This is a genomic window from Bradyrhizobium sp. MOS002 (assembly GCF_003020115.1).
Taxonomy (GTDB): Bacteria; Pseudomonadota; Alphaproteobacteria; order Rhizobiales; family Xanthobacteraceae; genus Bradyrhizobium.
In genome coordinates, this window is sequence record NZ_PYFX01000031.1 from 18,009 (window position 1) to 32,488 (window position 14,480).

Sequence of the window (14,480 nt, forward strand, 5' to 3'; positions counted from 1 at the left end):
CTGGAGACGTGATGCGGCCCCACCGTCTTAGCGGTCCAACGTTTGTCTGCGTCTTCGTTCAGCAGACGGTTGAGTTCACCACAATAGAACTGACTCCAGTTTGCTTTCAACCTGGCGAGGCATTCGAGGTCACGGTCCGTGAAGAATGACATAGCGATGGAAAGCCTAGCTGAGATTGCGGTGAGCGAGGTGCCCGACACAAGGAGGGGACGGGCCGCTTGTCCGTTGGCGGATAGGACAGCCGCTTCGCCGTACAGTCGCTTGACGCAGATCAAGGTCGTTAGCGCCGGACCTGCGAGCAGTCTTTGCACCGCATGTACGGCTCCAGTTCATGGATCGGCGTTGTCTTCGGTCGTCGCACGATGTCCAGGGCAACAGTCTGGTTGGTGCGCGTCGCCCAGCGTAGGCGATGGCTGCGCCGGACCTTGGAGCCAGGCTTGCCCATGTTCCGTGCCTCACATACCAAGCGATCCGCTTTCTTCCGGACTTCTGTTGGGCGTTCTGCGGCAGTCCAAATCCATGCGCCGCAGATAGCTTCCCGTGACTGCCCATCGCTTATTAAAGCTGGTCGCAGAGTTTGGCGCAAATGGCCCTATGGCTGGTAGTCCAGCGTCGCTGGAGCCACGGCAGATTGTGGCTGTGGATAGTCACCTATGGGGCAGCGGTGCCATTTCCAAGTCGCCGCTTGTATGGATATGCAACTACAACCTTTTATCGTCGGGAGCTACCATGGACGTTGCTTTGCTTATGACCGCCCTGCACGCGGGAGCTACGATAGTCGGCACTGAAGTGGTTAAGGAAATCACCAAGGACGCGTACAAGTCCTTGAAAAGTGGAGTAGCGCGATTGTTTGGCGCGCGAGCTTCTACCGCCTTAGATCGCCTGGAAAGCTCGCCGGCTGACGAAGCTGCGGCGAACGCGGTGAAAGGCATTGTTGGGTCCGCAACCGACGAAGAGCTTCAGGGGCTGAAAGATCAAATCAATGCACTGTTAGCTGCCCTAAAGTCCGACGAGCAAGCCCAGCAGTTGATCCTCTCAATTGCAAAGATAAAGGTCGACGTCGAGGCTGGAGGAAACGTAATTCTTGAGGATATCCACGGTGCGCGCGACATCGACGTCAAGGCGAAGGCGGGCGACGACTTCGTAATGAAGAACATCGCTATGCATTCCGGTGATTCCCGGGGAAACTGAGAGGCGCATCGGTCGATTCGCCGCCCGATGCGCCCGCTAAAATCGAAGACCTCCTTCCGGATCGCGGAGGGGAGAGTTTCAATGTCGCAGCAGACATTATCGCAGGCGGGAGCGTGCTCATCGCTCAACACGTCAGCATTAGCGTAGCTGGCGACCGCGCCTTCAGACATGAACCGCTGCTCGCCCGGATTCATGACGAAGCTGCAATTGAATCTCCGAACGATAAGGACCAGGTAGCCGAAAGGTTTCCCGGTCAAGACTCCCTGGAAAAAACGCTCAATGATCAAGTCGATCAAATGCGCGATCAAATCGTCGCAGGAGATGCTCCAACCGCTCTCAGGTTGCTGCAAACTCTCCTGCGGGGCCTACCTGGCTCGACGACTGCGAAGGTTATCTTTCGGATTAAATCCAACATTGGCTATGGCCATCTTCAACTGGGAGATGATGCCGAGGCCGCGCGGTGGTTTGAAGACGCGTACGCCGCTGCTCCAAACGAACCCAAGGCAATCGCAAATAAGGCCATAGCGCTTATAATCTCTGATCAACCGAAGGCGGCATACGAATTTGCCAAAAACGCCCTCGCAATCGACCCGGAAAATGAATTCGTCGCCGCACGACTGCTTGGCGCGGCCGCACAAATTCCTGATGAGGAGGATCCGTTCGACCTTGTCCCTATCGCCCTTCGTGAACGTGAAGAAGTCGTTGTTGCCCGGACGGCTTTCCTGAGGCAGCGTGAAAGCCGGCCCGACTGGTGGCGGCATGCGCGCAGCGCAGTTAAGCAGTTTCCGAATAACGATCGGCTAAAGCTGCTGCACGCCGAATCCGCCTTGGATGAGGCGACCTCAACCGGAGCATTTCAAGCACCGACAGCGGAGGTTGATAGCGAGTTACTGGGCAGACTTACCGATGCTGGCGCATTCTTCGAGGAAAGATGGTCAGAGATCGGGAAGAGTGCCACGCCGGATAGGCCGGAAGCGATTCAAATCCTCAACTTGGCAATGATAACCTATTTATTGCTCGGACAACGAGATAAGTCATTTCGCTTCGCTGAACTCTTGGCTGACCGTACGTTGGACACGGAAATTCTGCTCAATGTGGCGCAAGTCGCACGAGCCGCGCAAAGGGATGATGTGGCCCTTCGGGCGCTAGATCGGATGGGTGACTCTTCACGCGGCGATTTTATTCGCGGTATGATCCATTTAGATCGGAACGATTGGGCAGAGGCATCCAAGCTCTTTACAAGCTCCGAAATACCGCCCTCCGAAGCCACGGTAGCCCGCACAGTTATCGCTCTAGCTCCTCTGCAAGCAGGAACCAAACCGGTTGATGATAAAGCGTTTGACTCCGCGCGCACTAATGCTGGCAGCGATCCTCGCGCGCTTGTTATCCTCGCACGCGTAGCGGCCGCGCGTGGCGCTCCGGATGTCGCGGACGACGCGTTCATGTCGGCCAAGGCAGCGCTTTCTCCGTCAAGCACTTTATCTGAGCGCAGCATGGTTGCGGCACTAGCGGCCGATAGGGCGGATGAACACTCGGTTATTGACGTACTAGATGGTCACTTGCCAGAAAATCTTCCGAGTCGGGACTTGCTTCTGCTGGCGGAATCACACGCTAAAGAGCACCCAAAACGTGAACGCAACGTCGGATTCTTCACGAGACTGCACCGCGACATTCGGCAGCGTCCTGAGATCGCCCGCTGCCATGCGAGCGTGTTACTAGATGTGGGAGAAACGCGCGACGCGGAACAAATCTTAAGGCCACTGGTAAAGCAGCGTACAAACGACGTGTACGCGATCCTTCGACATATCGAGGCTCTGCGCCGTCTTAACCGGGAGAGCGAATCGACAGCCACTGTGCTTGCAGTGGACGAAAATGCCCTCGTCGGCCCGGCAGAGTACTTAATGGGGTTTGCACATGCTTTACGGCAAGCAGGAAATGCCGAGCGAGCGTTGGCGTTTGCATTTGGGGTCGTAAGGCGCAACGCGGACAATCCGCAAGTATCTCTTGGATATGTCTCGCTTCTACTCGGTGACAACGAGCGTATCGGCCCAGAGCCAACCGTCGCAGAGCCTGGATCGTGGGTACGTTTGACAAAAAATGGCGAGGCTGACGCATTCGTTATCGAACAAGGCAACGCATTCCTAGGCATCGAGTTTGTACCACCGCAGCTTGAACGCGCTAAGCGAGTTTTGGGCATGAGCGTCGGCCAGACATTGCAGGTCGACAAAGGAATGTTTCCGTCCGAAACATGGACGTTGGCTGAGGTCAAAAATAAGCATATCCATTTGCTTCACGTCATCATGAACGAGTTCGAGAAACGCTATCCTGGCGCAAATGGCCTTTGGCGCGTTGACGTAAAAGAGAAGGATATTCAGCCCCTCCTGGATTTTGTCCGAAGGAAGGCGGAAGCCGACCGAGACGTTGCAACCAACTATATCGAGAAAGCACTTCCTCTTTCATTCGTCGCGCGAATGCTTGGAAGCGAGCCAGCGGGTTTCGCTCAGTTTATTCGCAGCCTCGATGCCGATATTGTTGCTTGTGTTGGTGCCGAGGCGGAACGCCAAGACGCGTTCAAGTTGGCCGCCGAGGCGCGAGGAAACGGCGTCGTTCTGGACGAATACACGGCTTGGGTCGCGGCCGAAATTGACGCCCTTGAAATTCTCAAATTGTGGTTCGGGCAGTTGGTGGTGCCCACATCGACGATTGCATCCATTGACAAGCTGATTAGCAGAGAGAACGAAGGCCTCGGGCGGAACTCGATGAACGTCGCTTGGCGGGACGGGCATTTTCATCGCACCGAATCGACCGACGAAATTATTCACCGGCAAGTTTCGGCCCTACAGAAACTCAAGAACGACATCCTTGCGCATTGTCACGTTGAACGGCCGCTCATTCCAGACGATCTTCCCGAGTTCGCGCTTCGTATTGTGGAGGATTTCGGAAGTCGACTCCTTGATCCAATATTGTTGGCGAAGACCCAAAAGACCGCGTTGCTAAGCGACGATTTTCGGTATCGGCAAGTCGCTGAACTAGTGAACGGCACAAAGGGGCTTTGGTTACAGGCAGTGCTCGCGTGCGCTCTTTCGGCGGGATTGATCGATTTATCGACGGCGACAGCGAAATATGTCCAATTGGCTGCAAGACGCCACTCGCATATGAACGTGAATGCCGAGATTTTGCGCGCGGCACTTGATTCCGACACGGACGGCTCTCTGGCTGAGTTCAGCGTCCTGACAAATTTCATCGGATCAAAAACAGCAGATATGCCGTCCCATCTAAGCGTCACGGTAAAATTCTTGAATAAGCTTTGGGATGAACGTAAAGGCGACCTGAAATGCCAGAAAGCCACCAGCATCATTGTAGAAAAGCTAATTCGATTCAGGAAAACAGATTGGGGCATTTGGCTTTCGGGTTTGCTTTTCGGAAGCACGCCGCTCACGAACTATTTGGTATCTTGGTCGACTGGCCATTTCCTGCCTAATGCGCCGATCGAAGATGGCTACGAACTCTGGGAAATCCATTTTGCTAGGTTTCGACGGATTCGGCGGTTTCGTTACGGCGCAACCAGCTTCCGTTCTTGACGCGCATCACGACACGGATCGCGACACAAATGTGAACCCATCAGCCGCTCGCCTTTGGTTTGTCTCGGCTTTTCAGGGCGGTTGACTCCCTGCGCAAGGGAAAGAGGCCCGCGAGAGTGACCGGGCTCGGAGTCGGTCCACCTAAGCAATTAGGCGGCGAGCCGTTGCCCCTCTTTTCCCAGGGCCTTAGCCACAGGCGCGCCGACGATCCGGCGCAGCTCCGTGGCGATTCCGTCCAGCACCGCCCGCTTTTCTTTCATCCGTTGGGAGTGGTTGTAGACCTTGCCCGTGACGGTCGGCACGACGGTGTCGCCCTTCTTTGTCACGGCGTGGTCAAGGCATTTGGCGATGGCGGCATCGTCAAAGCCAAGATCGCCGGCCAATGTTGCCGCTGTCCGGCGCAGGTCGTGCGGCGTGAACCGCTTGAGTCCGAGCAACTCGCAGAGACCGGTGGTCTTGGTCTTGTTCTTGTTCGTTTCGTGTTTCGTGCCGCGCAGCGCATCGGCCATCGCTTTGCGGTGGATCGGCTGGCCCTTGTACATCGGGCTCTCGAATACGAACTGCTGATCATCCGAGGTCAGCGCCTCCTTGATGATCTTGAGAGCCAGATCCGACAGCGGCTGCTGGATCACCCGCCGCTTCTTCACCCGCTTGAGGGCCACGTCGAAACGCGGATGCTGACCGTCGAGGTCAAACAGCTCATCCCGCCGCGCGCCAAGCAATTCACGTGAGCGCAGCATGGTGACCAACTCGAACTTGAGGGCGAGACGGGTCCGGCGGTCCCAGGGCAGGTCGTCCCGATCGAGCCCGTGCCAGAAGACCCTGATCTCGTCTTCGGAGAGGACTCGGGTGCGCGGATGCTCGGGGTCGAGCTTGGGCAGGTTGACGCAGGGGCTCGCCGTCACATAATCGCGCCCCGCTTCAGCCGCCCAGTTGAACAGCCCCGAGGCTGCTTTGCGCATATGGCGGGCGTTGCTGACGGAGGGCTTGCCGAACTTGCCCGCGACAATGTCGTTCGACAGCGCCGCGATGTCGTGCTTCGTGACTTCGCTCGCGAGTGTTTTGCCAAGCCGCGCACCGAGAAACCGGCGCAGGTGGCTCGCCGTATTTTCCCAAGCCTCCAGTCGGGGCCGCATCTCGCCATCCGGCTTCTTGACCAATGTCTTCATCCAGTCGATCCGCTCCTCAATGATCTCGGCGACCGTCTTGCCACGCTTTGCCGCTTTGGCCTTCTGGTCCCGGAAACTCTCGGCGAGGGCGTTGGCCCCCAGTCCCTTGAGACCGTAGACCCTGCTGCGGGCGTCCTCGACGGTAAAGGTCTCGGGATTGTAGACGCCGAGCCAGCCGGTGCGCTGCTTCCCGGTCTGCCGGTCCGTGAACTTGTACGAGAAGGTCGCCATGCCCGCCGCGGTGATGCTGACGTAAAGACCGGGGCATTTGCGGTCGTAGAGCTTGGCTCGCTTGGCGACTCGCTTCTCGCACAGGCGGTCGGTCAGGATGACGCTGCTGTTGCGGCCGCGCTTGCCGACAAGGGAAGGGGCGATGCTACTGTTCATGTGGTTTCGGCTCCTGAGGCTTAGGACCAAAGGGCTCGGCTTTGAGGCTTTCAGTTTGTCGTGCGGACGCTGAAAGACTTAGGGCCGGGCCCTTAATTTGGTGAAGCCCGCTGAAACAGCCTGCATCAGGGTAGTCGAAAAGCACTTAATTCAAAGTCTTTTGTTAGTTTCGGCGTGTTTCACCGAATGCCAAAATATAGACGTGTGGTCCTGGCCGTCGTTGCTACGGTCAAGCCCTGGCGGATGCGGCATCTGCGTCAACCGGCGCGGCGTCGGTGAATTTCGCGAGGGCGAGGGAGCCAGAACGAACTCGGCTCCCGGGAGAGCACGGCATAAGCCGTCCAACCATCGCGCAGGGAAAATAAATACTTGTATGCAGTTCTATGGAGCAGTGTGGAATTCGCAAGCTATTGATCGACCGCACGTTATCCCCATAACGTGTCATAAGCCTCCATGAGGCTTCACAGACACGATCGCGACACTTCGCGAGAACGGGGACACGAATTACATGGCACGCAAGGTCAGCTTCAGTGCGCTGGAAAGCCGCAGCGCGCGGCTGCGATTAAAGATTCGCCGCAGGCCTTACAGTGGCCCGTCGCTCGCGCGCGGAATCGCGCTGATGTACAGGCGCAACAAGACCAACGGCACATGGGTGCTTAAGGTCAGCGACGGCCATGGCGCTTACTGGACCAAGGGCTTCGCGCTGGCCGACGACTTCGAGGATGCCGACGCCAGGAACGTGTTGACGTTTCACGAGGCGCAGGATGCGGCGAAGAAGCTGGCGCGCAGCGATGACGGCAGCGCCAACAATGCACCGATCACTGTTGATGGAGCGTTGAAGGACTACCGGCGCGATCTGGAAGCCCGCGGAGCCAATCCTTACAACGCAGAGCATCCGCGCCTGCATCTCACGCCGGCGCTGTTGTCGAAGCCGGTGGCGCTGCTCGCGGCGACCGAGCTGAAGAAGTGGCGCGACGGCCTGCTAGGCACGATGGCGCCTGCCACGATCAATCGGCTGTGCCGTTGCGTTTGCGCTGCGCTGGAACTGACGGCGCAGCATGACCAGCGCGTCAAGAACCGTGAGGCATGGGAAATTGGTCTTGCCAATCTGCCTAACGCGCAGGAGGCGAGAAATGTCATCCTGCCGGACGACAAGGTGCACGAATTCGTCGCCGCCGCTTACGGACTCGATCATCAATTCGGGCTGCTGACCGACACGCTGGCGAACACTGGCGCGCGCCCCAGTCAGGCGGTCCGGCTTCGCGTCGAGGATCTGCACGATCATCCGGTGCGGCCGAAATTGATGATGCCGAAGTCTGCCAAGGGCGGCGGCAGAAATCGCAGTGCGAAAAAGGCCGAGCGCTACAGCGTGCCGATTACGGTCCAGTTGGCTGTACGGCTCAAGCTGGCGGCTAGAGGTCGTGCCGCCGATGCTCAGCTGCTGTTGCAAAGCAACGACAGTCCCTGGAACAACAATCCGCGGGAGAACTATCATCGCCAGGTCGATAAGGTCGTTACCGCCATCGGGGTCGATCCTGCCGAGGTGACGATGTACTGCCTGCGGCACTCCAGCATCGTCCGCATGCTGCTGCGAAATGTGCCGATCAGGCTGGTGGCGTCGCTGCACAACACCAGTGTCGCGATGATCGAAAAGCATTATTCGAGGTACATTACTGAACATTCCATCGACGATATCACGCGCGTCGGACTGCTGTCCGAGCCCGCGCCTGCCGGAGACAACGTCGTGTCGATCGGGGGGCGATAAGGGGCCGGAATCCGGCAGCTGCATTCCGGCGCTCCAATTGTCGACAATTAGATTTCCATACGAGCCGGCGACTCGCATGCGACGCGCGCGGTGCTCGATGTCGACGAGCCGGCAATCTTCGGTTGATTACTCGGCGGGAAGTAAAATCAAATCGCACAGAGATTCTCTCGACAGATCAACGCGATCCGCGTGATGCTCGGTGGTGTTGCCGGTTCGTGGGACGAATTCTGCCCAATGGCAAGAGCCCGCCGGGGGAAATTCAGCCGACCTTGTTTTCGGTGAACACAATTAAGGCCTAAAAATACTCCCGACAAATCACGCGGTTAGCTCGGGGGTAGTCGTAGTAATTGCGAAAAATCCTTTGGCTTTTCAACCACTTATGAAGTCGGGTAGACGCGATTCGCGTTGACGGATTATGGCCCATCATATTGAACGTGAGTCTCCCAAGTGGAGGTGATCAATGGGCCGCAAGAAAGTAACCGGGAAAAGCGAGCCAGTAGTCGACGAGCTGATCCCGCCGCCGCAGCGCCTGGCGCTCTCCATTTTGGAGTTCTGCGACGCCCACGGGATTTCCGAGGCGTTCTATTATAAGTTGAAGAAGCAGCGCAAGGGTCCGCGCGAGATGAAGCTTGGCGCGCGCACGCTGATCACGCTGGAATCAGCGGCGGAATGGCGTCGCGCGCGCGAAAATACCACGCGGGGGTCCCATGATCGCTGAGAACCTCGGCGGACCTCAGGCGGGTGCGGGGTGGATGGCGCCCCCCTTCGGCGATCCTGCGGGCTGCACGGAAGTCATCAAGTACGACCATCACTCGGCGAGCTCTACCAGCCTTTTTTGCGCCAGCACCGCGATGTGGGTGCTGGAGAAGGTGCTTGGCCTCTCGCAGCCGGTTGGCGCGCCAGCGCACCGCGGTGTTGCCGTCGAGGATGGCGTTACGCACGGCCTCCTGAACCCCGACGCATCGTTGGCCGAGTGCGTCAAGGTCGCCATCGTCAAATACGACACGCTCATGGCGCTGTCGCCCGATGGCCGTCGCGAAAAGTACCGCGGAACAATTTGCGACATGGTGCGCCAGGCTCTGGTGGAGTTGCGCCCCTACGGCGAGCCCTCAGCCGTGCAGGGTCGTATTGAATGGAAGCCGGACGGTCTGCGCCTGCCCGTCATTGGCTATTTCGATTTCGAGTGGGCGCAGCACGGCATCATTGTCGACCTCAAGACCACCGAGAAGATGCCGTCGCAGATCAAGGCTTCGCACGCGAGGCAGGCTGCATTCTACGCGTCATCCGACCACATGGCGGCGCGCCTGACCTACGTCACGCCGAGAACGTGCGTGACGTATGAACTTCAAAACATCCGCGAGCATCGCGAGGCGCTGCGCCAGATCGCGATGAGGATCGAGAACTTCCTCGCGCTCTCGGACGACCCGGAATTTTTCAAGAGCATCACGGCCCCGGATTTGGAGAGTTTCCATTGGGGTGGCCCCGCGAGGCAACTCGCCTACGAGCACTGGCAAATCTGAATTCCCGCAGAGAGCGGGAATGGGCGTCTGCTTCGGGCCCTAATCGAAGCAACAAAGAGAGCACTAAATGTTGAATATTCTTGGTTTCTCCACTTCACCGACTGAGGGCGGCGGCTTCACGCCGATCGTCAAGTATGATGCACGCGCCGGCCGATTGTTCCGGATCGATCGCATCGAGAACAACGGCAACTTTGCGAACGAGGCTGTCGACATCACGCAGTCGTTCAAGGCGATTGCCGATTTCGAAAACATGAAAACCGGATGGGCGCTGTTCGCTCCCGGTATTGCGCCGGACTTTAACTTGGTGCCGATTGGCAAGCAGTTTCCTGCTCGTCCGAGCGACAAGCACAAGCACGGCGCGAAGTTGATGATCAAGCTCGCGAAGGATTGCAGCGGCGACAAGCCCATCCGCGAGTTCGCCGGCACGTCCAAGGCGTTGCTCGCGGGTTTCGAGGCTGTGTATGCCCAGTATCTGGCGGAGAAGGACACGCACCCGGGCAAGTTGCCGGTTATCGTCCTGGAAAAGACGACGCCGGTTCGGTCCGGGACCGGCGACCGTACTTCGATCAACTATCAGCCGACGTTCAAGATCGTCGGGTGGGCGCCGCGTGGCGATCTGGGCGGCGTGGCAGCGCCTGACGGCAGCCCGCCCGCCACCGGCTCGACGCAGGTCGAAGCGCCGAAGGCTGCCGAAACCGTCAGCGCCGACGAGTTCTAGTGCTGTGGGGCCAGGAAGGTTGCAGCCAACCTGGCCCCTGCACCGCTCACGCTTCCCGCGATCTGAACTCCCGAGCAACGCACAAAGGTGCGCTTTCGTCTTAGCGAAAAATAGCAGCCTTGTGCAGTTGCTCGGGATCGGATTCGCAGTCCGGATTGGCCGCGAGGATGGTCTCCACTCCAATTGCTGATTTCGATCCTGACTTTGCCAGTCCGGCAGAGTGGGCTGCCGTGTATCGCGCCTGCGGCCTGCAGGTAATCCCGTGTTACGCGCCGTCCGAGGTATCCAAGGGAGCCTCGTGGAAGCGTCCCAAGCTGTCGGAATGGGCGGAGTTTCAGGGCAGCCTCGTTCCCGATGCGGTGTTTGCGCGCTGGTATGGAGACGCTGGCGAGCATTCGGCCCGCGACAACATGGGCATCCTGACCGGCCAGGCCAGCGGCAATGTCTTTGTGATCGATTTGGACGACCAAAAGGGGCCTGCTGCCGGTGAATGGTGGCGCGGCATCCTCGCCGTGCACAACAATGGAATTGAACCCGAAACGTGGCGGCAGCAGACCGGCGGCGGTGGTCGGCAAATCCTGTTCCGGGCCAGGCCGGATTGGCATGTCCCGACCAACAGGACGCCTGTAGGCGTGGATATCCGGGGTCAGGGCGGCTTTGCCGTGCTGCCCGCTTCCATGCACGAGAGCGGGCGACGATACGGCTGGGCCGCCGGCTGTGCGCCCTACGAGATCGAGATCGCCGACGCGCCGGAATGGCTGCTGGCTGCCGTGGCGGCACTGGTGGCGCAGCATGGCGGCGATCAGGACGGCGGGCGGCGTGAACGCACAGCCTCATCCGGCGGCGACTATGATGCCTTTGGGCATCAGCGCGACGGGCGCGAATGGAGGATGACCCGGCTGATCTGCGGCGCCGTGGTCGACTGGTATCGGGAATGCCCAATCAAGCCTGGCGAGGCCGAGCAGAAGGCGAAGGCAATCGAGAAGTACCTGATCTACGAAAGCCTTGTGGTCAGCCGTCTGACCGATCCGAGCAAGACCAAGGCCGCGTTGCTGGAGCAGGAAGGCCGCGGCTGGACGCTGTTCTGGCAGAAGTGGCAGGCCATAATGCGGGGGTGGGATGGCAAGGTGGCGGAGAAGGCCCGCAGACCAATGTCGAGGAGGGCTGACGAAGCCTCACCTAAATCCACGGTCGATCCCAAGACCGGCGATCCGCTGCCGCTGCTGCTGAGCGCCGAGCAGTTCGTGGCAGGCTTCTCACCGCCTGCCTACCTGATCGATGGCGTCGTACAGCGTGGCTACTTGTACAGCCTCACGGCGCGTACCGGCCACGGCAAGACGGCTGTGGCGATGTACGTCGCGCAGTCGATCGCGCGCGGCCAGCCCATGCACGGCAGGGAGGTCAAGGCGGGGACGGTGCTGCTGCTGGCTGGTGAAAACCCCGACGACATCAGAGCGCGGTTCCTGGTTCTTGCCGATGCCTATGGCTTCAAGGCCGAAGACCTCAAGATGCGGTTCGTGGCCGGCGTGATCGACATCGCCGCCAAGATGGCCGAGATCAGGGCTGAGGCGGAAACGATCAGGGACCTGGTCCTGGTCATCGTGGACACGGCGGCGGCCTACTTTCCGGGCGACGAAACCAACAACAATTCCCAGCAGGGGGCGTATGCCCGGCTGCTGCGGCAACTGACGTTCCTGCCGGGCAAGCCTGCCGTGCTGGTCAACTGTCACCCGGTCAAGAACGCCTCGCGCGACAACTTGCTGCCGATGGGCGGCAGCGCCTTCCTGAATGAAGTAGATGGCAACTTGACACTTTGGGCGACCGCCGACCGGCAGACGACCCTGCATTGGCTGGGCAAGTTCCGCGGGCCTGAATTCGAGCCCATGACGTTTGAGCTGGAGGTCGCCGAAAGCGTCAGGGTGATCGACGCCGAGGGGCGGCTGATGCCGTCTGTCGTCGCCAAGCCGGTTTCCGAACTCAAGCTGCAAATGGAAGAGGGCAAGCAGGAGAGCGAAGAGAATATGCTGATGCGCACGATCGCCGAAAACCGGAACATCTCGATCGCAAACCTCGCCATCAAGTGCGGGTTTGTGAGTTCGACCGGCCAGCCGCAAAAGTCGAAAGTGCACGCCATGTGCGGCCGGCTGGTCGAGGAGAAGCTGCTGGAGCGCCGCCGCAACAAGTACCGGATCACGCCAAAGGGCAAGCGGGAAATCGGCTGGAAGGACGACGATGATGATTGAGTTTTTCAGTTGTTAGAACGCCAAAAAGCGTGAACGATTTTTGTGAACGGCAAGTGGTCGAAAAACAGCCCGTTCGTTCACGGTGAACGATGGCGTGAACGATCGCTCAAAATTGGAGTTAAGTCATTGAATGAAAAGCGTGAACGGGTGAACGGCTTACCGTGACGAACGCCTCGTTTTCAGGCGAGCGTTCGTTCACGGCGTTAGCGTAGCGTTAGCGTCCGAACTTTTTCGCGTTTTTGGAGGTCGTATTCAGGGGCGAGGTCAGCATGGGCAAGGTCAAGGTAGACGACCACGGTCGACGACGTCATGGTCGCGAACCCATGCAGTTTAAATTGCCGGGCACCCTTATCGACGAAGCAGACAGGACAGCGGCGCAGATGGAAACCAAGCGCCTGGCGGCTTCGATGACTTGCTAGTCTAGAGAGGGCGCATTGTAGCCCTCCCTGAGCGCCGACGTTCGTCAAAACTGAAGGCCATTACCAAAATCGGGCAGGCGGGAATGTGGAATCTGAACTTCGCCGCGGAGCGCGGGAACGCGGGGCAATAACCGGTACTGGAGTCCCAGGCCCATCCAATCCCGACATATACCCGGTATCTCCCCCACCCCCGCTGAACAATTCCGATCGGTTCGCGGGAGGTGGCCTCAATCTGCGAGGCGAGCGCGCACGTTGATGACCGCGCGGGCCGTCCACTTGCCGCCGAGTGCCGTCTGCACGCCACGCCGCTCCATCTCAGCCGCTGCGGCGTTGGCCGACAAGCTGGCAAGCTCGGTAAGTACTGGCCGTAAGCGCTCGGCGAAGGCTACGGCGTTCGCTACGTTGACTGCGGAGCCTTTTGCGCGCGTTTCGAGATTGGACGGGATCTTATGCCCCTTCGGCTGCCCAAGGCGCTTACCGCGCGCCTTGGCAGCTTGGAGGGCCGCCTTGGTACGCTCCGAGATCATGCGGCGTTCGGCCTGGGCAACCAGAGCCATAATGCCGACCACCATCTCGTTGGCTTCCGGCATGTCGGCAGCAACAAACTTGACCCCGGCCTTCTGCAATCCAAGCAGAAAGTGAGCATCGCGGCTCAAGCGATCCAGCTTGGCGATGACCAGCGTTGCGCCGTAGACCTTGCAGGCTTCCAGCGCCTTGTGGAGCGCGGGCCTGTTGTGATCGTGTCTGCCGCTCTCAACCTCGACCAGTTCCTCGACCAGCTTCCAGCGCCCGCCGTTGAGAAACGCCTCGACTGCCGCGCGCTGCGCCTCAAGCCCAAGACCGCTTTCGCCCTGACGTTTGGTGCTGACGCGAAGGTAGGAAACGAATTTGCCGTGATGCTGGACCATCTACCCTCGCTTGTAAGGACAGATAACCAACGTCTAAAGCTATTGCAAGTTGAATTCGCAATCCGGAGATTAGCGTATGCCTCTCGGCGGCCTTGCCGCGCGCCAGAGACCGTCGGGGCCGGAGATTCACGGAGTGCGTTTGGGGCTGAGTTCACGGGCGGTCGCAGGGAGCACGGCAAATGGCCTTCAAGAAGCGAAGGCATGTCACGGTCATCGGTCTGGATGTAATGGGGCCTGAAGCACCGGCCGACTATTCCGCCCGGCACAGGGCAGGATGCCCGGTCAGCTAACCACCTCGATTGCAACGAGATGCAGCTTGATCGAAGCCGCCTATTTTTTCAGTGCTTCATGCTCAATCACCAGCGGCTCGGCTTCGCTGCCCGTGTCAACGATCCGTCGGATGATGATCCGAAGCGGCCCGCCATCCTCGTCAGCGTGCGGCTGGATCGCCTTGCCCCAACCCCTGTCGAGCAGGATACCTGCCGCAACCACGCGCGCAGCCGCTGGCACGGCCTCCTGGCTGACGATCCCAGCCAACACCTTGACGCATAGCGCGGTGTGCCCCCGTGCGAGCGACCG

10 protein-coding genes and 2 pseudogenes are annotated in these 14,480 nt (G+C 59.3%); 8 read left to right on the plus strand and 4 right to left on the minus strand.

Annotated features, from left to right (window positions below; all coding sequences use genetic code 11):
• Window positions 1-286: 286 nt before the first annotated feature.
• Window positions 287-559 (minus strand): annotated as a pseudogene (locus C7G41_RS38555) (hypothetical protein); the annotation flags it as partial.
• A 170-nt stretch (window positions 560-729) separates the two neighbouring features.
• On the opposite strand from C7G41_RS38555, the gene C7G41_RS35070 reads away from it, so the two are divergent.
• Both C7G41_RS35070 and C7G41_RS35075 read left to right on the plus strand, forming a co-directional pair.
• A complete protein-coding gene (locus tag C7G41_RS35070) occupies window positions 730-1,191 on the plus strand; it encodes a hypothetical protein (RefSeq protein WP_106946808.1) in 462 nt (153 codons plus the stop codon).
• 113 nt (window positions 1,192-1,304) lie between these two features.
• On the plus strand, window positions 1,305-4,772 hold the full coding sequence (locus C7G41_RS35075) for a hypothetical protein (RefSeq protein ID WP_106946809.1): 3,468 nt from the start codon (window positions 1,305-1,307) through the stop codon (window positions 4,770-4,772).
• Between the two features lie 149 nt (window positions 4,773-4,921).
• On the opposite strand, the gene C7G41_RS35080 is transcribed toward C7G41_RS35075, so the two are convergent.
• The gene (locus C7G41_RS35080; protein ID WP_106946810.1) at window positions 4,922-6,358 is read right to left on the minus strand and encodes a site-specific integrase; all 1,437 of its coding nucleotides are present in this window, start codon (window positions 6,356-6,358) and stop codon (window positions 4,922-4,924) included.
• A 478-nt stretch (window positions 6,359-6,836) separates the two neighbouring features.
• Here C7G41_RS35080 and C7G41_RS35085 point away from each other — a divergent pair, with 478 nt between their 5' ends.
• The 6 genes from C7G41_RS35085 (at window position 6,837) to C7G41_RS37540 (ending at window position 12,993) form a co-directional block, all read left to right on the plus strand.
• Complete coding sequence (locus tag C7G41_RS35085) at window positions 6,837-8,093, plus strand: site-specific integrase (RefSeq protein ID WP_106946811.1); 1,257 nt, start codon at window positions 6,837-6,839, stop codon at window positions 8,091-8,093.
• Window positions 8,094-8,553: 460 nt separating this feature from the next.
• Window positions 8,554-8,811 (plus strand): hypothetical protein, encoded by a 258-nt coding sequence (locus tag C7G41_RS35090; RefSeq protein ID WP_245446872.1) that lies wholly within the window; start codon window positions 8,554-8,556, stop codon window positions 8,809-8,811.
• A complete protein-coding gene (locus C7G41_RS35095) occupies window positions 8,801-9,613 on the plus strand; it encodes a hypothetical protein (RefSeq protein ID WP_146159865.1) in 813 nt (270 codons plus the stop codon). The genes C7G41_RS35090 and C7G41_RS35095 overlap by 11 nt, the downstream gene beginning before the upstream one ends.
• A 67-nt stretch (window positions 9,614-9,680) precedes the next feature.
• Window positions 9,681-10,331, plus strand: coding sequence for a hypothetical protein (locus C7G41_RS35100; protein ID WP_106946813.1), 651 nt, complete (start codon window positions 9,681-9,683; stop codon window positions 10,329-10,331).
• Between the two features lie 167 nt (window positions 10,332-10,498).
• Window positions 10,499-12,574 carry an AAA family ATPase gene (locus C7G41_RS35105; protein WP_106946814.1) on the plus strand — a complete coding sequence of 692 codons (2,076 nt, stop codon included), beginning with the start codon at window positions 10,499-10,501 and terminating at the stop codon, window positions 12,572-12,574.
• Between the two features lie 269 nt (window positions 12,575-12,843).
• The gene (locus C7G41_RS37540) at window positions 12,844-12,993 is read left to right on the plus strand and encodes a hypothetical protein (protein ID WP_158268079.1); all 150 of its coding nucleotides are present in this window, start codon (window positions 12,844-12,846) and stop codon (window positions 12,991-12,993) included.
• 227 nt (window positions 12,994-13,220) lie between these two features.
• On the opposite strand, the gene C7G41_RS35115 is transcribed toward C7G41_RS37540, so the two are convergent.
• Together C7G41_RS35115 and C7G41_RS35120 are read right to left on the minus strand one after the other, a co-directional pair.
• The gene (locus C7G41_RS35115; RefSeq protein WP_106946816.1) at window positions 13,221-13,901 is read right to left on the minus strand and encodes a recombinase family protein; all 681 of its coding nucleotides are present in this window, start codon (window positions 13,899-13,901) and stop codon (window positions 13,221-13,223) included.
• Between the two features lie 330 nt (window positions 13,902-14,231).
• Window positions 14,232-14,480 (minus strand): annotated as a pseudogene (locus C7G41_RS35120) (hypothetical protein); the annotation flags it as partial.